Genomic DNA, 19,729 nt, shown 5'->3' on the forward strand with positions numbered 1-19,729 from the left:
GAATGAACCTGAGCAGAGCACTGATACCCGACCTCGCCGTGCTGCAGGCGTTTGAATGTGCCGCCCGCCACGAGAACTTCACTAAGGCTGCGGCCGAACTAAACTTGACCCAGAGCGCCGTCAGCCGTCAGATCCAGATCCTCGAGGCCCAATTGGGCGTGCTTCTGTTCGGAAGGATCCGCAAGCGGGTCGTCCTATCGGCGGCGGGCCGCAAGCTGTTGCCCGAGGTGTCGCGGCTGCTGCTCCAATCGGAGGAGATGGTGGTGCGCGCGAGGGCGTCCGCCGGCGGCAGGGAGGTACTCTCGATCGCCACCCTTCCGACGTTCGGCAGCCGCTGGCTGCTACCCCGCCTGCCGGATTTCAAGCGGCGCCACCCCGGCACAGCGCTCAACGTGGCATCGCGCGCCGAGCCTTTCGACCTTTCCGCCGAAGACTTCGATCTTGCCATTCACTACGGCCAGCCTGTCTGGGCGCATGCCACATGCACGTATCTTTGCAGCGAGATCATCCTGCCCGTCGCAAGTCCTTCCCTGATCGGATCCTGCTCAGTGGAGCGTCTTGAAGACCTGGAAGACAAGCCACTCCTGCATCTTGCGACGAGGCCGAAGCTGTGGGCCGAATGGTTCGAGCACAACGATCTCGGCCAGGAGAATGCCTATAGAGGCGATCGTTTCGATCAGTTTGCCATGATCATCGAGGCCGCGGTCCGCAGCCTCGGCTTCGCCCTTCTGCCGCTCTATCTGATCGAGGACGAGATCTCCTCCGGCAGGCTGCGCGTCGTCTTCGAAAGGCCGATGACGACCGACAACAGCTACTACGTGGTTCTGCCGGAAGAAAAGCAGGGGAGCGCAGTGGGACGCGCCTTCCAATCCTGGCTTCTGGAGCAGGTCGGCACGAACGCGTTCCCGATCGGTCCGGGCAAGGTTTCCTAAACGCGCGCACCCACGAAATGCGCAAGCTGCGCGCCGGTTTCATAGTAGGCTTCGCGCAGCGAACGGAAGCTCTGTTCGCGTGGGTCCGTCACCGGCAAGGGTAGATCCCACTCGCTGATCTCGCCGCGGATCAGACGGGCCAAATATCGTCCGAAGACAGTGCCCGGGGCAATGCCGCGTCCGTTGTAGCCGCTGAAGCCAACCACGTTCCGGTCGAAGCGATGGAATCTTGGCGTGGCATCGGCCGTCATGCCGATCTTGCCATACCAGCCGCTTTCAAAGGCGACGTCGTCGAGGAAGGGAAAGAGCTTGCGCAGGCTGCGTCGAGCCCATGCGCCATGCACTGCCGCTCCCGGACCGCGCAGTGCGCCGACGCTGCCGACGATAAGGCGCCCCTGTCGATCGCGGCGAAGCGAACTCAGGATCGTCTTCGTGTCCCAGGCGCCTTCCAGGCCTGGCAGGATGCGTTTTAGCGCGGATTGCGAAAGCGGTGAGGTGGCGAAGTTGAAATAGGGCAGGTGGACAAGTTCGGCGCGCACCTGTGGCCAGGGAGCGGTGGTATAGGCGTTGGTGGCGACGATCACCCACTCCGCGCTGACGCTTCCTTCCGTTGTGCGGACGCGCCAGCCGTGGCCTTCCCGTTCGGTCCCAATCACCGGGGAGGCGGTGAATATTTCCGCGCCGGCCCGGAGCGCCGCGTTCGCAAGCCCGCGGACATAACCCATTGGCTGGATCGTGCCGGCGCGCTCGTCGAGCAGCGATCCGAAATAGGCTGTGGTGCCGACGCGCGCTGCCGTCTCGTCGCGGCCGAGAAGACGCACAGGCGCGCCACGCGCCTGCCACTGCCGGGCGCGTTCCTCCAGTTCCCACAGTCCTTTCCTGTCGGCCGCGCAATGCAGCGTTCCCGCATGCTCGGCCTCGCAGTCGATGCCATACTCGCGGATCAGGTCGAAGACGAGCGCCGGTCCGTCGGCAAGCGTCTTCAGCAACCGCTCGCCATACTCCCCGCCAAGTATGGCTGAAACCTCGTCGGGCATGATCCATAGGCCGGCATTCACCAGCCCGACATTGCGGCCAGAGCCGCCGAACCCGACCTCGGCGCCTTCCAGCACCGCGACGGAAACGCCCGACCGCGCGAGATCAAGGGCCGCGGACAGTCCGGTGAAGCCCGCACCCACAACGGCTACATCGACATGCTTCTCGCCCGCGAGCCGCCCTGTCCGCGGGGCAGGCGGCGCGGTCTTCTCCCACAGGCCGTGCGAAAAGGTGTTACCTTGCATCCCTTAGTTCTTTCGGCACATCCGCAGCACTGCAAGTGCCGAATGCGCATAACCTCATGCGCAGATGTGATCGTCCCCATGCTCATCAAACGATGGCAATGACGATAGTGGTCCGGGACGTCGTCGGCTCGTTGTCCGTCCGCTGATCCACGCGGTGCAGTCGACGGATTCGACGAAGGTGATCACGGCGCGCACCGCCTCCTTTCAGTTTCATCTCCGGCGAGTTCCTTCGCAAGCCGATCTCGGGGCCGTGTCAGTTACTAATCGGTGCAGGGCAGCGCCTTTCCGTTCGAATGAAGGTTGCCGAGGTTGGAGAACTCACAACGCGCGCGGCGCGGGCGAAGGCGAAGACATTCTCGGGAAGATTGCTAGCGGCGTTGATCCTCGCACGTCAGCTCGCAAGCCGGACGGTGATACTGCCGAGATTGCTTTGCCTTCGATTGCGAAGCCCACGCTGCGCATTGCCTGGGAACGCTATCGCGACGGGGATATGAAGAACAAAGGCCGAAGCGATGGAACGATCAACAACAATCGTGATCATATTGAGCGGCTGTCGGCCGATTGGCTTGACGAACCGTTTTCCAAGCTGGGCCGCGATCCTTCCCTTGTGAATGTCTAAGCGCTCCGCTGGCGCCGAACGTCCCCGGCGACTTCGTCGAGCGCTAGTCGCCGGCTTCGCCAATCGCGTGTTGCCAGCTTTGCTGCAACGCGCTTTCGTCAATCTTTGGCACATGCCTCATCTATCGTTTTTCGGTCAACCCATCCTCAATCGCTTGCCGGATCGGTCCGGCTAGATCAATCGCCTAGCTGGGTTAGAAACAATCGAGTGGGAGTAGGGGGCGTATTAGGAGTGCTTCTTCGTAGTTTTGCGCAGAAAAAACAACGATTTACGTGCCATTCTATTCACAATCGGCGCTACAAAGGTCAGGTTTGGCGGGCAGGGCACGTCTGAAGCCGTACATCTCACAGGCCCGACCGCTCCGCCTGTAGTAAGCAACGAAGCAAACATGTGCGCGTAGTTCTCCGCCTGCACGCCCCAATCCCACTCTCGGATCGTCTCCATCATGCGGACGGCCATCCGCGACCCGAGCGATGGCGTGTCCCGCAACAGAGCGAGCTTGTTCGCAAGTCCCTCCGCAGTTCCATCGAAGAACAGCCCGTTGTCGCCATCCCGAATCAGCTCGGGCATGTTTCCCACACGGGTCGTCACCAAGGGGACACCGCACGCCGCCGCCTCCAAGCAGGGATTGGGAGTGCCTTCGCTGCGACTGGCGCAGACATAAACGTCGAGCTCCCGATAGAAGTCGAGCATCTCGTCATGGCTACGCCAGCGTTGCTCCCGAACCGCAGTCAGTAGTCGCACGCCCGGCACGGCAGCGACCGCGGGCTCGATGACGTCGTGGAAGCCGCGATGTGCCGGACCATGGTTGCTCAGACTTCCCGCCCATCCGACGCGGAGCTCGCCAGAACGGGGTTGTGGCTCTTGTGGGGGACAAAAGAATGTCGTGTCGACTCCATTGGGCGTGTAGTGGACCGGAACACGCAGTAGAGGACCGTATTCGTGCTCGAGCTGCCGATTATTGACAAACACAGCGCGCGCCAGCCGGTGCAGGGTGGCGAGCCCCTGCTCGCGGAATTCGCCCTCCAGCTCTCTGTGGCTGCAGATCCCGATGACCAGCCTGTCAGACCGCCGGGCGAGGACCGATTCCGGCAGGGGCAGCTTCGAGAATTGGAGCCAATAGAAGATGAGCACGATGTCCGCCGCGTTCACGTCGGACTCAGTCACATCATGCTGAAATCGTTCGACGATATCGAACCTTCCTTTCAGCACGCGCCGGAGATTTTGGGTCTTGCGATCGATCGCCCAGCCGGGTCGGTCCGCGATCGCCAGGATGCGGGGGAGGTGTACATCGCTCACGAGGCGTACCGCTCAAGCCAGTGCGCCGACCATGGGTTGGCCTCGTCCAGATCGTCGTCCGTCGCAGTGGCGCGCACCTGGATGGCGTCCGGCAGCCGGATATCCTCTGATCGCAAGCGGGGTCGCCATCCGTGCCAACCACGACCAATGACCTCCTCGCTCAGGTACCGGCGGCCAGCATACTTGCGTGCGGCGTGCTCTGCGCTCAGGAACAGATAATGCTTCATGCGAAAACGCTCGGGGTAGAGCCTCACCGGACCCCCGAAGCGTACGAGATGGCCGCCTGACCACGCAATCTCCATGGGGCCGTCCTGTTTCTTGTACGCACGGACGCAGTGTGGGGAGGTCGGCCGGAACGGGTAGTAGGTGCGCAGCGTGTATTGATAATTGGGATTGTCGTGATTGGGGGCTTCCCTGGTAGGAATGAACGTGAACTCGGAAAACTCGATCGCGTTGCTGCCGAGTGCGTCGGCTGCCGCAATGGCGGAGACCAACGATGAGTATGAAGTCGGCGGAAGGTGGATCTCGTCAGCGTCAACATGCATGAACCAGTCTGCTTCGAGCGACTGAAACAGTTCCTCTTTGCGACGAAGAAGGTGCTCCCAGCAATACCAGCCGCTATGCGGGATGCTTTCGAATCCTATCAATCCGGCCCCGCAGTAGCGCTGGGCAATCTCAAGCGTTCGGTCCGTCGACTGATTGTCGCAGACGTAGACCTGCACGCCTTGACGAAAGAGGTTCTCGAGACATCCGGCGATGAACCGTTCTTCGTTCCGTGTTGTAAGGACCGCGACGACTCGCGGGGAATTCCGATCACGCGCAGCATTGGCAATGTGGGTGTTGAGATCGACCAAGTCCCTCAATCCTTTGTCGTGTGCTTCCGGATGCCATACTGGCCGCTCAACTGATATGGCGCAACTAATGAACTTGGCCGGAATGACAGCCATGCCGAGGCGCTATCACTCTCCCACCTGAGGTGCAACACGCGCTCATAGCGGTTCCCGTCGCTCGGCTTCTCGGTAGCAGGGCGGTCGCTAGCTACAAAGACGCCACGCCGAAAATGGCGCCGAGTGTGAACATTATTAGCTGACCAATCATCGTCCTCGGACCCATCGAAATACAGCAGCGCAAAATTGGGCGACCTCATTGAGAAGTCGAGATCTTGTGGAGATGAGTATGGTTCTCACAAAGATTTTCCATTTAGTGCCGCTACTGACCCACGGCTCCCGCAATACCAGGTCTTTGTAATCTTGGAGAATCGAGATCAACTCGTCGGCGTGTGGTGCCAGCGTGCGACCCCGGACACTGTTCGGCCTGACAACGGCCTGGAATGCCTCGCCAACTATCGATGGATTGAAGCGAGGTACCAGCACGTCGCGCAACACATACCGGTTTCGGACCGGGTCGCTCGGGAACGCCTGATAGACCTTCTTCAGGAAGCGCCAGCGGCTTCTGCTCATGCGAATGCTATATGATGTGCTTTCGGAGTTGATGCACCAAACCGTGACGGCGCGATCGATAAAGGTGTTGGTAAAGCCAGCCCGGAACATTCTGAGGAAGAGGTCGTCGTCCTCGTATCCCATAAATTGCTGGTCAAAGCCTTGAACTGCCTTGAACGCTGCTCGGCTGATTATCGATGCGGAAGGCAGGACAAACATATCCCCTGAGAGCATATTGAAGATGTCGGCCTTGGGATGCGAACTGTGCGCCTTGATCACGGTGCTGCGTACAATATTCCCATCATCATCGGCTTCGATGAGATCAGCATAGGCCCATCCAAAACGCTCATTATCCTGGACCGCAGCTCGAAGAACCTCAATGTGATCGGGAAGAAAGAAATCGTCTTGATCAAGCAGGCAAATGTACGGTGACACAGTGGAGGCAACACCAGCATTGCGGGCCGCGCCTTGCCCCCCATTTTTTTGATCGATGACTCTAAAACCCAGCTCCTCGGCAAGCGCATGAAGGAACTCTGCTTCCTCCGACTTAGAGCCGTCATTGACCACCACGAATTCAGCCGGCGCCAACGACTGCCGCTGGACGCTCTCCACCGCTCGGCGGATGTACTTCGATCCGTCGTAAAAGGGGAGGATCACTGCCACGTCAGATATGGCTTCTTGCGAAAGCCGCATCTGGGAGCCCTTGACGTAATCGGCCGGACTTGGCTTAACCACTATTGATGCCGCCCTCCGCATCGCCTCGTTAGCATCTACTCCAGAGAATTGGGCAAGTTCATCCACGAAACGTTCTGGCTTTAGCAGCGCCTTCTCATAGGAGACAAGCATCAACGGGGCCGTTTGTCGAAGGGTAAAATCCGCAAGGTCTATTGACCACAAGGCGGCTCGCCGCAACTGATCGCGAAAATCGAAAACCATGGAGATTTCTTCCCGCTTTGCGATCGCCACAGGATCCCGAAACGGTATGATGAAACGAGGGTTGCGGAACCAAGACGCGTCAAGGGTCTGATAAGCGGTTGGGCGCTTGAATGCCCAGACATCATGAGCGCTGTTGTAGGCCTCAATAACCAGTGAGATGTCGGCGGGGCTATCCTCGATAGCTTTTGCCAGCCGCAAATCTTCTTGGATCGCTTCGTCAAGATCGGCGCCGAGATAAACCCCAAGGGCCCCTAAGGTCTTGGCCACCATTGTTGTGCCGGATCGCGGGACACCAACAATGATGATTGTTGCATGCCTACCTATCGGCGCGTCGTTCAGAACTGCGATGCCGCTATTTTGCAATTGGTCAAGCATCGCCGCTTCTCGCAAATCGCATTGCATACAGCAAGCCCACAACCCAATTGGCCCCGCGAAGAGTTCGCGTAACGTCGTGCTTAGCTGCTGCCAGTCCCGTTGGTGCCGTCCGAGTGTTGCCCATGTGGCGGCGGTCGCAGTCACAATTGCCGTGTCGCCCCGCTTCAAGAAAAGCCTCTACCGGCTCGGGCCGGACGCGATCTATGGCGAGCCGACCGACCTTGACGGTCGGGCGTTGTTATCTGAGAAAACGGTTTGCTAAGCGTGGGGTGGGAGTGGAGACCCGCTGGCCTTTGCCCGGATCCAGTCCGAGACGCGATAGTATCGCAACATGGCGGCGGGAGCGAGGGACATGAAGAAGGGTGCGCGTCGCAGCGGCTCGAGCTTCAGCGCCAGGTCTTTTTCCGGGACGCCCTTCGCCCATTCGCCCAGTATGCCGCCAAGCATGCTTCCGGTCGGCACGCCGCGGCCGGACAGGCCCGTCAGCGCGACGACGCCCGGCGCGAGTTGGTAGAGACGCGGGATGGTGCGCTTCTGCATGTCCAGCTCTCCGACCCAGAAATACTCCCATCTCAGGTCGCTGCTGAGCTGCGGATGGAGCCAGCGCAGGCGATCGGACATGAGCCGGTGGGTGAACGCCATGTCGCTTCCACGCCGGCCCATCGGAAACATCGAGGCGACGATGCGCCCCTCGGCGTTGTATTTGTAGACGAAGATGTCGCCGCGGCCGTCATGCATCGTCGTGTTGCGCGGCAGGATGGTTTGGCGTTCGCTGGCGGTCAGCGGTTGGGTGGCGGCGACAAAGACCCTCTGGATCCTGTAGCTCTGGTCGAGGCCGGGCCATCCGTCGACGGTGTAGGCGCCGGTCGCAAAGATGACCTTGTCGGCGACGACGGCTCCTTCGCCGGCATGCACTGCCCAGGCACCATCCTGTCGCACGACATCGCGGACCGGCGACCGCGTGTGGATTGTGCCACCTTCCTCCATCACGGCACGGGCTAGGCCTCTTGCGTATCCCAATGGATTGAGGTGACCAGCCTCGGAATGAAACCAGCCGCCATGATATCGCGGGCTGCCGGTCATCTCCTCGCTCGCCTGCCTGTCGAGCACCCGCGTCTTGGCGCCGACTGCATTGTACTGCTGCGCCTTTGCTTCGAGCCTGGCGACGCCGCCGGGCGTGAGCGCGCCCATGACGTAGCCGTTCTGCTGCCATTCGCAGTCGATGCCGTAGCGCTCGATCATCCCCGCGACCTGACTGTTGGCCCCGGTCTGCCGGGCAATCAGCCTTTCGGCCCATGGCTCGCCCAGCATGGCACGCAGTTCGGGCAGGCTGTAATGGGTGAAGGTTGGCGTGCAGTGGCCGGCATTGCGCCCCGAGCCGCCGAACCCGATCTCCTGCGCTTCGAGCAGAACAACGTCGATGCCGTCACGGGCGAGATCGAGTGCGGTGGTCAGGCCGGTGTAGCCGCCGCCGACGATGCAGACATCCGCCCGCCTGCGTCCTCGCAGTGGGCCGGTCTTTGGTGGCGGCGCTGCGGTCGCATACCAGAGCGAGACTTCAAATGGCGAAAACCTTGCCATGTCGGGCGGCCTCACAGCATGTCGCTTCGCGCGTCGAGCGCATCGCGCAACCCGTCGCCGATGAAGTTGAAACTGGTGACCGCCAGGGTAATGGCGGCACCGGGAACGATTGCCAGCCACGGCGCGCTGTCGAGATATTGCTGGGCGCCGTTCAACATGTTCCCCCAGCTCGGCAGCGGCGGCTGGATGCCGTAGCCGAGGAAGCTGACATAGGCCTCCAGAAGGATGGCGCGGGCAACGGTGAGCGTGGCCGCGACGATGATCGGGCCGATCGCATTGGGCAGCAGCTCGCGAAACATGATGTGGCTGTTGCTGAGGCCGAGCATGCGGGCGGCGACGACGAAGTCGCGTTCGCGCAGCGAACGCACTTCCGCCTCGACGATGCGCGCGATTTCCATCCAGCTCGTTGCCGCGATGATCAGCGTGATCATGATCGGGCTCGGTTTGATGAAGGCCGCCATAGCCAGCAGCAGGAAGATATTGGGAAAGGACAGCATGGCGTCGACGAAACGCATCAGCACCGTGCCGATGCGGCCGCCGAAGAAGCCGGCAGCAATCCCGAGCACGGTTCCGAAGACGGTGCTGATGACCATCGCAGCGAAGCCGACCAGGAGCGAAATGCGGCCGGCCTTGAACAGGCGCGCCGCGATGTCGCGTCCAAGCGGATCGGTGCCGAAGAAATGATAGCCCGTGAACGGCGGCGAGAATCGGCCACGCAGGTCGATGTAGAGATCGTCAAAGGGCAGCAGCCAAGGTCCGAAGACGCAGGCGAGGACCAGGACGATGATCATCACCAGGCCGAACATCGCCAGTCGATGACGGGCAAATCGGTAGACGCTGCGGCTATGCCACCAGCGCTGCCTGGCCTGGGTGGGGATGAGGAAATCCGACTGGGTCATCTCTTCGTTCCCTCAGCTCAATCGAATGCGCGGATCGACGAATGCGACGGTGAGGTCCGCGGCCAGATTGCCGACCAGAACGAGGACCGCGGACATCATCAGCAGGCCCATCACGACGGGGTAGTCGCTGTAGCCGAGACTATCGAGGAACAGCCGTCCCATGCCGGGCCAGGTAAAGACCGTTTCCGTCACCAATGCGCCACCCAGTATTGTCGGCAGTTGCAGCCCCAGCAGGGTGATCATCGGCAGCAGGGCGTTGCCGAGGATATGGCGAAGCAACACGCGTCGGGAACTCAGCCCCTTGGCCCGGGCCGTTCGAACGAAATCCTGGCTGATGACGTCGAGCGTCGCGGTGCGCATGTAGCGGCTCCACACGGCGATATTGACCAGCGCAAGAACGACGCTCGGCATGATGAGATGGATCGCGTAATCGCCGAGCGAGCCATCGCCGATCGTGTACATGTTGCCGGCCGGCAGCCATCTGAGCCGCAGCGAGAAGATGTAGATCGCGATCAACCCGAACCAGAATGTCGGGATCGACAGCGCCACCATCGCGCCGACGGTCGCGGCATAGTCGAAGATCGAATATCGCCTGAGCGCGCCCAGTACTCCGATCCAGGTGCCGACAAGGATGGCGATCGCGGTCGATACACCCATCAGCAGCAATGTCGCGATAAGATGCTCCCAGATGATGTCGAGCACGGGCCTGCCGTCCCGGTAGGAACGCCCCCAGTCGCCGCGAAGCAGGTGTGCCAGCCAGTCGATGTACTGGACAGGAAGCGGTCGATCGAGCCCCATTTGCGAGGCGATGCGATCGAGGTCGGCCTGCGTCATCCCTGGTGTCAGGGTGAATTGCGAGAGCGGTCCGCCCGGAGCCAGGTTCAGGACGGCAAAGCCGATCACCGAAACCAGCAGGAGCAGGACGAGGCTTTGCCAGAAGCGTCCCAGCAGATAGCGAAGCATGCCGGTTGTCTCCGTTTTGCTGTCCGTCGGTTACAGGCGCGCCAGAGAGGCGCGGCCACGCAGGCCGAGCCGGTCATTGCCGGCCCGGCCGCTTTTGTGCTTCTATGCCCAGTACCAGGTGGCCACGTCCCAGGAGTCGATGCGCACATTGATGTTCGGCACGACGCCTTCGACACCGGACTTGTGTCCGCGGACCGTCGCGTATTGGAACATCGGCAGGAATGGCAGGTCGTTGCGCACGGTCTCCTGGATTTTCAGGTAAGCCTGCTTGCGTTGCTCCGGCACGAATTCGACACCGCCGGTTTCAAGCAGCTTGTCCACCTCTGGGCTGGCATACTGCCAGGTATTCTGGCCGGAGCCGCCCTTGGCCGGAATCGACTTCGAGCTGAGGTAGTCCGAAGTGTCGGGATCGGAGCCCGTCAGGAAGTTGATACCGACGACGACGGAATCGAATTCCGACTTCATCCAGTAGTCGCCCCACATCACCGCCGGCGGCAGGTTGGAGATCACCACCTCGACGCCGATGTCGCGATACGATTGCTGAATGAACTGCTGCGCCTGTTCGCGGATATGATTACCCGCCGTGGTCGAGTTCTTGAACGAGAGGCGAACACCATCCTTGACACGGATGCCGTCCCCGCCAGGAACCCAGCCGGCGTCGTCCAGCAGTTTCTTTGCCTTGTCCAGATCGTATTCCTGCTTCGGCAAATCGGGATTGTAGTAGAAGGACTGCTGCGGCATGTAGGTTTCGGTCGGGGCCGGCAGCCCGTAGTAGAGGGCGTCGATGATCGTCTTCTTGTCCAGCGCATGGTACAGCGCCTGACGAACGGCGAGTTCCTTGAACTGCGGGCGCTCCATGTTGAAGCTGAGCGATTCGATCGTGGCGGCGGGAATGACGGCGACCGCGGTGCCGCTCAATGCCTTGGCTTCCTCATAGTGGTCGGCCGTGATCCACTGCAGTCCGATGACGTCGATGTCGCCGGTCTTGAACTGGGTGTAGAGCACGGTCAGATCCGGAATGTACTTGTAGATCAGGCTCTTCAGGTAGGGACCGTCGGCGAAGTAGTCGGTGTTGGCGGCCAGTTCGATATGGTCGCCGGCCATGCGTTCCACCCATTTGAACGGGCCGGTGCCGATCGGGGCATTGTTGAACGGCGCGGTGTTCTTGTCCTCTGCCGCACCGAGCACATGTTTGGGAACGATGAAGGTCGCCGCCAGGATCGACGGGTAGGGCGCGTAAGGCTCCTTCATCTTCCATTTGATCTCGGTTGGCGAGACGACAGTCAGGTCCTGGACCAGTTCGTGGCCGGCGCGTCGCCAGCTGCGAAACTTCGGGTCGACCAGCAGTTCGAGCGTGAACTTGACGTCCTCGGCGGTGAACGGCTGTCCGTCATGCCACTTCACGTCGTCGCGCAGCTTGACGTGCCACTCGAGCCCGTCGGCAGAAATGCCGCCATTTTCGACGGTCGGCACCTCCTTGGCGAGCGCGGGGAAGAAATTGCCTTTGGGATCGACGCCGAAAAGCGGATCGAAGACGCTGAAGTGGATGCCTTCATCGACCTCGATGTGCGGCAAATGCGGGTTGAAGACGGTGGGCTCCTGGGAAAAGCCGACGATCACCTGTCCCTTGGGCTCGCTCGGCGGCGTTGCCGCGAGGGCCCTGCCTGCTCCCGTAAGGCTTGGCATGGTCAGGCCGGCGGCACCGGCGATTGCCATTCCAAGCGCCTGACGACGCGTTGGTCGAAAGGTAGTGCTGCTGCTCTTGTCTGACATTGGAGGCTCCTTTTTTAGTGTTCCACTTTCGCTGCGTCACGCTCTCTTGTCGGAGCGCTTATAATCCAGTGACCGGTGCGACCTTCGATCCGTCCGAAAACCGCGACCACCGGAAATCCCTGGGATCGACGATCGGTGGCCGCCCGGTGACGATGTCCGCCATCAGCCTGCCTGCCGCGGGCCCGATGCCGAAACCATGGCCCGAGAAACCGGTCGCCACATGAAAGCCGGGAACGTCGTCGACGGCCGAAATGACGGGGACGGCGTCGGGCGTGACGTCGATGTAGCCGGCCCAGCGCTGCGCCACTTCTGCCTTTTCCAGAACCGGAAATGCCTTGCGGGCATTTGCAAGAACGCGGTCCGAGCTTTTCTTGGAAGGCTTGGGATCGAGCACGCGGCAGTATTCGAAGGGGCTCGCCTCATCCATAGCCCAGCGGGTTGGCATCCTTGCCTCGTCAAGGAAACGGCCCCCCAGGCGGAATTGCAGCGATCGCCACTCCGTCTTCCAGGCCGGAAGAAAATCGCGCGCATAGCGAAATGAGTTCGGCACGATGTCGACGAGATTGCTCATGCTGGAGGCGACGGTGTAGCCACCGTCCTGGCGCTTGCGTATGGCGAAGTTGTTAGCCCACACGGCCTGATCCGGTCCGTTCTCGACCGGCGTCGTGCGAAGAACCGTGTTCATCACCTTCAACTGAGGCAGGTCGAGACCAAGCGTTCCGCAAAACAGGTTCGACCAGGCCCCGCCGGCAAGCACGACCGCCTTGCAGGCAATGAAGCCACGTTCTGTCACCACGCCCGAGACGGCACCGTTCGTCGTTTCCACACCGCGCACGGCGCATTCCGTCAGTATGGCGGCGCCGCGGTCGCGTGCAGCTTCGGCAATTGCAGGCGCCGCCTTCTGTGGCTCGGCGCGACCGTCAGCCGGCGTGTAGAGCGCTCCTTTGACATCGAGATTGGAACCGGGGAGGAGGTTGCGCAATTCGCCCACGCCGATCATTCGCGACTCGAGCTGATAGTCCTGGAGATGGCGTCCCCAGCGTTCGTGCTGTTCGTATTCCTTATCGTCCGCGCAGGTGAAGACAATTCCGGCCCGGGCATAGCCGGTGTCTCGTCCCGTCCGTTCGGACAGCCGCGGCCATATCCGCAAGGCTTCCGCCATCAGCGGAACCTCGCGTGGATCCCGCCGGGAAATACGAACCCAGCCCCAGTTGCGGCTGGACTGTTCCTGTCCGATGCCGCCCTTCTCGCACAGGGCCACCCGCAGGCCTCTCTCGGCCAGCTCCAGCGCCGTCGAGGTACCGATGATGCCGCCGCCGATGACGACGCAGTCCACCTCCTTTGGCAGCTCGGTATCTCCATGAACGGGGACGACGAACGGTCCGGGCATGCTCAGTAGGACTCCTCAAGCTGGCAATTGATGGAAAATTCCGCGACGCTCGCATGATCGGGCAGATCGAGCAGCAGCCCGATGATCCGTGCGAGGTCGTCCGGGTCGGTCATCAGCGCATCGGCGCGATCGGTGATGCCGCGGGCCATGTCGGTGGCGACGAAACCGGGACAGACGGCCGTCGCCCGAATCCCGAGGTCCCACCCTGCCTGCCGGATGCCATGGGACAGCGCGACGGCGGCAAATTTGGAGATCGAGTAGGAGCCTGCTGTCACGGACTTGACCCGCTTGCCCGACAGCGAGGCAAGAATGATCACCCGGCCCGCGCGGCTCGCCGCAAGCGATGCCCAAGACGCGCGCACCAGACGGCGCGGCGCCTTGACGTTGATCTCGAACATGAGATCGAGATCCGCGTCGTCAGCGTCGATGACCGACTTCGGGATCATGATGCCGGCACTGGCGATAACCGCGTCGATCCGCTTGAAGGCATCGATGGTGCCGTCGACCCATGCCCGTTCGCTGCCGGCCTCCGCGGCATCGTAGGGGAACACACGGACGCGCTCGCCATCGGCCCAGTCCGGCTGAACCGGTTCGCGCATGCCCAGCGACAATGTCCAGCCCGTTTCGAACAGGTGCCGCGCGCAAGCCGCACCGATACCGCGGCTGGCACCGGACACGAGCGCCACACGCTGGCCGTCTCGTCCCGTGCCTGCCGCCGGCGCCCTCATTGGTCGAGGCCCAGGGTGCGGCGATAGACGCGCCGCAAAATGTCCAGCAGGCGCTTCTGATCCTCCTCGGGCACACCGGCGAAGAAATCGCTGGATTGCTTGGTGGCGATCTCGCGCACCTTGCGGGCGAGGTCAGCGCCCTTTTCGGTGATATGGAGCTCCTGGGCGCGTCCGTCGTCCGGTGCGTTTCGGCGCGTCACCAGATCATGATCGATCATCTGGTCGACCAACCTGCCCATGGCGGAGCGATCGCGCAGGATGAGCTGCGCTATGACCGAAGGCCGGATCCCCGGATGGCTGTCGACAAGCAGTAAGGTGGTGATCTTGCCGGTTCCCCGGGCGACGTCGAGACCTTCCAGTCGGTGATCGAGATCACGCGAAAGCGCTATGTTGATGGTCCGGATATAGAAGCTCAACGTGTCTTCGAGGACGTCCAGCCCGACCGTTTCGACAGGATGAGGCGGACCTTTCTTCTTTGCCGGCATCGAACACTCTCCCGAGGCCTCCTGACAGCCTTCATCGAGATCGCCGCAGCCCCAATCCGGGGTTGTCGAGGGTCTTCCAGGGCATGATTGAGCCGGTAGTGGACAAATGCAACTACTTTTAGTGGACAAACGCAACTATTCTGCTCGACAGCAGACCTGGACGGGCACGCGTCGGCGACCCGATCGAAGAACAGGCTTGCAGCCGCGCCTTTGCCGGCGCGGCCATTCATGGCTCAGGGAAGGTCAGGGGATCTTCAGCGTCGTCGTCGCCTCAGGCGGCGGGGACCCATTCCTTGCCGGGAATGGCGGAGATCAATTGCCTCGTATAGGGGTGACGTGGCGACCGGAATATCTGCGAAGGTGGACCGCACTCCACGACTTCGCCGCGGTTCATCACCAGGATCTCGTCGCAGATGCGGCTTGCCACCCTCAGATCGTGAGTGATGAAGATCATGGCGATCTTCATTTCGTCCTGGATGCTCGCCAGCAGATCGAGGATCTGCGCCTGGATGGAGACATCGAGAGCTGAGACCGCCTCGTCGGCGACCAGAACCTTGGGGTCCATCATCAGGGCCCGTGCAATGCCGATCCGCTGACGCTGGCCGCCCGAGAATTCGTGCGGAAAGCGGCCATAGGCACCCTCGTCGAGCCCGACAAGGCGCAGCAGTTGCAGCGCCTTCGCGCGCGCTTCCTTGGCGGACAGGCCGTGCGCCATCGGGCCGACGGTGAGGATCTTGGCGATCGTCTGCCGTGGATTGAGCGAGGCGAACGGGTCCTGGAAGATCATCTGGATGTGCGGCCGCATCGGCCGGAATTCGGAGTCCGAAAGCGCCGCTATATCCTTGCCGTCGAACAGGATGCTGCCCCCGTCGCTGTCGAGCAGTTTCAGCAGGACGCGGCCCAGCGACGATTTTCCCGAACCGGACTCGCCGACGATGCCGAGCGTTCTGCCCTGGCGAACCTCGAAGCTGACCTGCTTGACGGCGTGCACGATGCGGGACCGCGAAAAGAAGCCGATGCCCGGCCGATAGGTCTTGTCGAGTTTCTGCACCTCCAGCACGATCGGCGCATCGTCACGCGCCTTCGTTTCGTTCTCGATCATATGCGGGACGGCGGCGATCAGTCGCCTGGTGTAGGGATGGCTTGGATTGCCAAGAACGTCGGCGGCGGTGCCTTGTTCGACCATCGCGCCTTTTTCCATGACGATGACGCGATCGGCGATTTCCGCGACGACGCCAAAGTCGTGCGTGATGAACATGACGCTCATGTTCTTTTCGCGCTGCAGCCGCCGGATCAGGGCAAGGATCTGCGCCTGGGTGGTGACGTCGAGAGCCGTCGTCGGCTCGTCGGCGATCAAAAGATCAGGCTCAAGCGCCAACGCCATCGCGATCATGACGCGCTGGCGCTGCCCGCCGGAGAGTTGGAACGGATACTGGTGCCGCATGACCTCCGGCTCCGGCAGGCCGACTTCGCCAAGCAGGTCGACAACCGCCCTGGCGCGGGTCGCCGAGGTGCCGGACCGATGTGCTTCCATGACCTCCGCCACTTGCTGGCCGACAGTCATCAGCGGATTGAGTGCTGAAAGCGGATCCTGGAAGATGATGGAGACCGAACGGCCGCGCAGGCTCCGCATCACGACTTCGCCGGCGCTGGCGAGATCGTGGCCCTTGAACCGGATGCTTCCCTGCCCAATCCGCACCGAAGATGGCAGCAGGCCCATGATCGCGTTTGCGGTGACCGACTTGCCGGAACCCGACTCGCCGACGATGCACAGCATCTCGCCCTTGCGCATGTCGAAGGATATGTTTTCGACAGCGTTCTCACGCTCCATGTTTCCGGGCAGGCGGACGGTCAGGTTTTGAACAGAGAGAACAGTTTGCTCACTCGGCTCGCGGGAAGTCGTTTCGCTCGGCGGCATGGCTGGCCTTTCGAAATCCAGTGATCAGGCTGCACATACTAGCCGCACCTCCTACCGATAGCGCAAGCCCGCATTTGCGAGATTGAGCGTTGTTGCACTGTCGGGGCGCCGCGGCTCCGCCCGCTGCGGGCAATTGCAATGACAGTGCTGCTCGTTGTAGCCATTCTGGCCGCCTGATCTTGGAGGAGACGCAGCATGGACCGATTCACCGGCGGTTGCCTCTGCGGCAACGTCAAAATTGTGGCGTCGGGCACCCCATATCGGGTCGGCATCTGTCACTGTCTCGACTGCCGCAAGCATCATGGCGCCCTCTTTTATGCTGCGGCAGTGTTCCCTCAGAATGCGGTGACGATCGAGGGGGAAACACGCGACTACGCCGGGCGGTTTTTCTGTCCCCGCTGCGGCTCGTCCGTTTTCGCACGCACCGGGGACGAAATCGAAGTGCATCTGGGATCTCTGGATGCCCCCGACCAACTGGTGCCAACCTATGAACTCTGGACCGTTCGTCGCGAATCCTGGTTGCCACCGTTTCCGCTCACGAGACGATACGAACGCGACCGTGATGCCACGAGTCGCTTTGAGGAGTAGGCGGCACGACCGGCAGCCTTCGGATCGAATGGCCGTTTGGAAGATAGCGCCGGCGCGTCACTCCGGAAGGCCGGCTTTGCGGAAGCCATCAACGAAATGCTCAAGCGTCGCAGCGTCGCGGAATGGCTCCGTCCAGACCCAGTGGCGGGTTGTGAAATGCGGATTGCCGACGAGGAACATTTCGACCTCTGCGCGCGCCTCGTCGAGCCGGCCGAGTTGCGCAAGGCTTGCCGCCAGGAAACGGCGTGAGCTCGTGCGGTAAGTCTCGTCCCTGCGCAGTGTTTCGACAGCGGCTTCGTAGTCGCGTGCCGCATATTGCGCCTGGCCGAGCGTCAGATAGTACCAACTTGCCGGAAACGGGTTCAGCCGGAACGCCTTGCGAATGTGCTCAAGGCCCTCCTCGACCCGACCGGCCAAGACCTCGATGTCGGACAATGTCGCCCAGGCGTCGGCCTCGTTCGGGTCGAGCTCGAACGCCTTGGCAAATTCCGCATCCGCCTCGGCGAAGCTGTGCTCATAGGCAAGCAAATTGGCCAGCACCCAATGGCAGCCAGCATCGTTGGGATCGATCGCTACAGCTTTGCGCGCCAGTTCCAGAGCAACGCTACGATTGGGTTCGATGGGTTCGCCCCAATGCACCCATCCCATCCAGTGGTTCATGGCAAGCCAGCGATAGGCCTCGGCGTAATCCGGGTCGAGCGCAACCGCGCGCGTCAGCATCAGATGCGCTTCCCGCGCCGTCTGCGGCGAATCGTCGATCAGCTTGCGCGCCCGCACGCAGAGATCGTAGGCCTCGAGATTCTGGGGCCGATTGCGCGGCGGCGGTGCGCGCAGCCGGCCGAGCAACGCCTCCACGATCTTGGCCGTCACCTCGTCCTGAACGGCAAAAATATCCTCCAGGCTGCGATCGAAGCGTTCCGCCCATAGATGTTCGCCGCTCACTGCGTCGACCAGCTGGGCGTTGATGCGCACCCGCCCCGCGGCGCGTCGTGCGCTACCCTCCAGCAAATAGCGCACGCCAAGGTCCTCAGCGATCTCGCGCACGTCCATCGCCTTTCCCTTGTAGGCAAAGGTCGAGTTGCGGGCGATGACGAACAGACCGGAGATCCTGGACAGGTCGGTGATCAGGTCTTCGGTCAACCCATCCGCGAAGGAGTCCTGCTCCGGATCATTGCTGAAATTGACGAAAGGCAGCACGGCTATCGATGGTTTCGCGGGCAGCGGCAAAGCTTTTCGCTTCGCGCCACCGAGCTGTTCGATGACCCCCGTGAAGCGGTAGCCGACGCGCGGAACCGTTGATATCCACTCACCGCCGTCGGCGGGCGGACCAAGCAGCTTGCGCAGCTGCGCGATCTGGACGGTGAGGTTGCCTTCCTCGACGGCCGTGCCCGGCCACGCCGCGTCCATCAACTCGGCCTTGCCCAGGATCTCGCCGGGCCGTCCGACGAGCGCCGCAAGCAGCCTTAGCCCGCGGTAGCCAACGGCAACGGGGACATCGTTCCGAAGCAGCGTTCCCGCACCGGAATCAAGCACGAACGGACCAAAGGCAAAGCGCTCTCCCTGCATACGGCGCATCTATAGAGCAATTCCAGAAAAAGTGTGAGGCGGTTTTGCGTCCGGAATTGCGTCAAAACAAAGAGTTAGAGCAGTTGGCCGGGTGGTGTACCCGCGCACAGCTCTAACCCCGTTTGGAAGTTTTGAGAACTATTTGGGAGGGCTTAATTACGGCGGCGTTCGCATCCGGCAGAATTCAACCTCTTTCAGGTCGTGGGTCCCAGACCCTCAAGCCATATGGAGGTTGCCATGAACGATACCCTTGCGTCGACCCCGCATCAGGCGGCGCGGCCGGGAACGCCCGTTGGGCTGGCGGAAATGTCGCGCCGGCACCTGACGACCCTGCGAAGCATTGTCGCGACCTGGCGCGATCGGACCTGGCGCGAGCGGATGCGCTTTCGTTGGGAACTTGAGCAAATGTCGAAGGACAATCCTCATTTGATCGACGATATCGGCCTGACGAAACGGCAGGTCGAGGCAGAGCTCGCCAAGCCCTTCTGGCAAGGATGAGACGAATGCTGCAAAGACGCAGGATCGCGGCGCCAGCCTCGCACGCGCGTTCGCATCGAGGTTCGCTGCCAAATCGGGAATTGAAGCACGACCGCGGGTTTTCGCCTTATGTGAGCCTGTGCCGGACGAGATGGCGAACGACCGGCGAAATCATTTGATGGCCGATATAGGATCCGGTGTTCGCGTCCTCGAAGAGTGGTTCGGCGACGGCCGCATCATCGACTATCGCTATACCTGCCTGGCGCGCCTGAGCCATTATCTCGTCGGCCGCTCGGCCCTGGCCCTTGCCGACGACCGTCGGCACCGGCGTTCGCCCTTGACGTAACGCAACGCCACGGCACGGTCGCCGGACACGAAGACGATGACCGCATTTTTCACACCCAGCTTCGCGGGTTGCATCACCGCTTCGCGTCGAACTGGCGATCTCGATCACGGTGTCGCCCGGGCACATGCTGATCAC

Annotated in this window: 18 protein-coding genes; 4 read left to right on the top strand and 14 right to left on the bottom strand. The window is 61.8% G+C overall.

All coding sequences use genetic code 11. The annotated features are described in order from the left end of the window. Positions 1 to 2: 2 nt before the first annotated feature. Positions 3 to 932: a LysR substrate-binding domain-containing protein gene (locus tag AC04SI_RS18205; protein ID WP_404281631.1), complete on the top strand. Its 930-nt coding sequence runs from the start codon at positions 3 to 5 to the stop codon at positions 930 to 932. On the opposite strand, the gene AC04SI_RS18210 is transcribed toward AC04SI_RS18205, so the two are convergent. Beyond that, a complete protein-coding gene (locus AC04SI_RS18210) occupies positions 929 to 2,212 on the bottom strand; it encodes an NAD(P)/FAD-dependent oxidoreductase (protein ID WP_404281633.1) in 1,284 nt (427 codons plus the stop codon). The two genes, AC04SI_RS18205 and AC04SI_RS18210, sit on opposite strands and share 4 nt — an antisense overlap. A gap of 178 nt (positions 2,213 to 2,390) precedes the next feature. Here AC04SI_RS18210 and AC04SI_RS18215 point away from each other — a divergent pair, with 178 nt between their 5' ends. Next, the gene (locus AC04SI_RS18215; RefSeq protein ID WP_404281634.1) at positions 2,391 to 2,831 is read left to right on the top strand and encodes a hypothetical protein; all 441 of its coding nucleotides are present in this window, start codon (positions 2,391 to 2,393) and stop codon (positions 2,829 to 2,831) included. A 225-nt stretch (positions 2,832 to 3,056) separates the two neighbouring features. Here AC04SI_RS18215 and AC04SI_RS18220 read toward each other — a convergent pair whose 3' ends face one another. From AC04SI_RS18220 to AC04SI_RS18270, 11 genes are all read right to left on the bottom strand, one after another. Beyond that, entirely contained in the window at positions 3,057 to 4,130 is a 1,074-nt protein-coding gene (locus tag AC04SI_RS18220) for a glycosyltransferase family 4 protein (RefSeq protein ID WP_404281635.1), read from the bottom strand. After that, a complete protein-coding gene (locus tag AC04SI_RS18225) occupies positions 4,127 to 4,984 on the bottom strand; it encodes a glycosyltransferase family 2 protein (protein ID WP_488474599.1) in 858 nt (285 codons plus the stop codon). Before AC04SI_RS18225 ends, AC04SI_RS18220 begins: the two co-directional genes overlap by 4 nt. A 240-nt stretch (positions 4,985 to 5,224) precedes the next feature. Next, a complete protein-coding gene (locus tag AC04SI_RS18230; RefSeq protein ID WP_404281639.1) occupies positions 5,225 to 6,880 on the bottom strand; it encodes a glycosyltransferase in 1,656 nt (551 codons plus the stop codon). A gap of 258 nt (positions 6,881 to 7,138) precedes the next feature. Further along, positions 7,139 to 8,461, bottom strand: a complete 1,323-nt coding sequence (locus AC04SI_RS18235) for an NAD(P)/FAD-dependent oxidoreductase (RefSeq protein WP_488474600.1) — start codon at positions 8,459 to 8,461, stop codon at positions 7,139 to 7,141. An 11-nt stretch (positions 8,462 to 8,472) separates the two neighbouring features. After that, positions 8,473 to 9,360: an ABC transporter permease gene (locus AC04SI_RS18240; protein ID WP_488474601.1), complete on the bottom strand. Its 888-nt coding sequence runs from the start codon at positions 9,358 to 9,360 to the stop codon at positions 8,473 to 8,475. A gap of 12 nt (positions 9,361 to 9,372) precedes the next feature. After that, a complete protein-coding gene (locus AC04SI_RS18245; RefSeq protein WP_488474602.1) occupies positions 9,373 to 10,323 on the bottom strand; it encodes an ABC transporter permease in 951 nt (316 codons plus the stop codon). A 102-nt stretch (positions 10,324 to 10,425) separates the two neighbouring features. After that, complete coding sequence (locus AC04SI_RS18250) at positions 10,426 to 12,096, bottom strand: peptide ABC transporter substrate-binding protein (RefSeq protein ID WP_488474603.1); 1,671 nt, start codon at positions 12,094 to 12,096, stop codon at positions 10,426 to 10,428. 58 nt (positions 12,097 to 12,154) lie between these two features. Continuing rightward, positions 12,155 to 13,486: an NAD(P)/FAD-dependent oxidoreductase gene (locus tag AC04SI_RS18255; RefSeq protein ID WP_488474604.1), complete on the bottom strand. Its 1,332-nt coding sequence runs from the start codon at positions 13,484 to 13,486 to the stop codon at positions 12,155 to 12,157. 2 nt (positions 13,487 to 13,488) lie between these two features. Beyond that, a complete protein-coding gene (locus AC04SI_RS18260; RefSeq protein WP_488474605.1) occupies positions 13,489 to 14,214 on the bottom strand; it encodes an SDR family NAD(P)-dependent oxidoreductase in 726 nt (241 codons plus the stop codon). After that, a complete protein-coding gene (locus AC04SI_RS18265; protein ID WP_488474606.1) occupies positions 14,211 to 14,699 on the bottom strand; it encodes a MarR family winged helix-turn-helix transcriptional regulator in 489 nt (162 codons plus the stop codon). Before AC04SI_RS18265 ends, AC04SI_RS18260 begins: the two co-directional genes overlap by 4 nt. 271 nt (positions 14,700 to 14,970) lie before the next feature. Further along, positions 14,971 to 16,617, bottom strand: coding sequence for an ABC transporter ATP-binding protein (locus tag AC04SI_RS18270; protein ID WP_488474607.1), 1,647 nt, complete (start codon positions 16,615 to 16,617; stop codon positions 14,971 to 14,973). Positions 16,618 to 16,812: 195 nt separating this feature from the next. Here AC04SI_RS18270 and AC04SI_RS18275 point away from each other — a divergent pair, with 195 nt between their 5' ends. After that, positions 16,813 to 17,205, top strand: a complete 393-nt coding sequence (locus AC04SI_RS18275; RefSeq protein WP_488474608.1) for a GFA family protein — start codon at positions 16,813 to 16,815, stop codon at positions 17,203 to 17,205. Positions 17,206 to 17,262: 57 nt separating this feature from the next. Here the strand turns inward: AC04SI_RS18275 and AC04SI_RS18280 are convergent, their stop codons facing one another. Further along, positions 17,263 to 18,780 (bottom strand): winged helix-turn-helix domain-containing tetratricopeptide repeat protein, encoded by a 1,518-nt coding sequence (locus AC04SI_RS18280; RefSeq protein WP_488474609.1) that lies wholly within the window; start codon positions 18,778 to 18,780, stop codon positions 17,263 to 17,265. A 228-nt stretch (positions 18,781 to 19,008) separates the two neighbouring features. Here AC04SI_RS18280 and AC04SI_RS18285 point away from each other — a divergent pair, with 228 nt between their 5' ends. Further along, complete coding sequence (locus AC04SI_RS18285) at positions 19,009 to 19,269, top strand: DUF1127 domain-containing protein (protein WP_488474610.1); 261 nt, start codon at positions 19,009 to 19,011, stop codon at positions 19,267 to 19,269. Positions 19,270 to 19,375: 106 nt separating this feature from the next. On the opposite strand, the gene AC04SI_RS18290 is transcribed toward AC04SI_RS18285, so the two are convergent. Beyond that, a complete protein-coding gene (locus AC04SI_RS18290; RefSeq protein WP_488474611.1) occupies positions 19,376 to 19,720 on the bottom strand; it encodes an EscU/YscU/HrcU family type III secretion system export apparatus switch protein in 345 nt (114 codons plus the stop codon). Positions 19,721 to 19,729 lie beyond the last annotated feature (9 nt).

The sequence above is a fragment of the Mesorhizobium sp. CNPSo 4689 genome (genome assembly GCF_057784325.1).

Coding starts and splice junctions, on each gene's coding strand:
- AC04SI_RS18205 (WP_404281631.1), top strand. CDS start 3: ATGAACCTGAGCAGAGCACTGATACCCGACCTCGCCGTGCTGCAGGCG.
- AC04SI_RS18210 (WP_404281633.1), bottom strand. CDS start 2,212: ATGCAAGGTAACACCTTTTCGCACGGCCTGTGGGAGAAGACCGCGCCG.
- AC04SI_RS18230 (WP_404281639.1), bottom strand. CDS start 6,880: ATGCTTGACCAATTGCAAAATAGCGGCATCGCAGTTCTGAACGACGCG.
- AC04SI_RS18235 (WP_488474600.1), bottom strand. CDS start 8,461: ATGGCAAGGTTTTCGCCATTTGAAGTCTCGCTCTGGTATGCGACCGCA.
- AC04SI_RS18240 (WP_488474601.1), bottom strand. CDS start 9,360: ATGACCCAGTCGGATTTCCTCATCCCCACCCAGGCCAGGCAGCGCTGG.
- AC04SI_RS18245 (WP_488474602.1), bottom strand. CDS start 10,323: ATGCTTCGCTATCTGCTGGGACGCTTCTGGCAAAGCCTCGTCCTGCTC.
- AC04SI_RS18250 (WP_488474603.1), bottom strand. CDS start 12,096: ATGTCAGACAAGAGCAGCAGCACTACCTTTCGACCAACGCGTCGTCAG.
- AC04SI_RS18255 (WP_488474604.1), bottom strand. CDS start 13,486: ATGCCCGGACCGTTCGTCGTCCCCGTTCATGGAGATACCGAGCTGCCA.
- AC04SI_RS18260 (WP_488474605.1), bottom strand. CDS start 14,214: ATGAGGGCGCCGGCGGCAGGCACGGGACGAGACGGCCAGCGTGTGGCG.
- AC04SI_RS18265 (WP_488474606.1), bottom strand. CDS start 14,699: ATGCCGGCAAAGAAGAAAGGTCCGCCTCATCCTGTCGAAACGGTCGGG.
- AC04SI_RS18270 (WP_488474607.1), bottom strand. CDS start 16,617: ATGCCGCCGAGCGAAACGACTTCCCGCGAGCCGAGTGAGCAAACTGTT.
- AC04SI_RS18275 (WP_488474608.1), top strand. CDS start 16,813: ATGGACCGATTCACCGGCGGTTGCCTCTGCGGCAACGTCAAAATTGTG.
- AC04SI_RS18280 (WP_488474609.1), bottom strand. CDS start 18,780: ATGCGCCGTATGCAGGGAGAGCGCTTTGCCTTTGGTCCGTTCGTGCTT.
- AC04SI_RS18285 (WP_488474610.1), top strand. CDS start 19,009: ATGAACGATACCCTTGCGTCGACCCCGCATCAGGCGGCGCGGCCGGGA.
- AC04SI_RS18290 (WP_488474611.1), bottom strand. CDS start 19,720: ATGTGCCCGGGCGACACCGTGATCGAGATCGCCAGTTCGACGCGAAGC.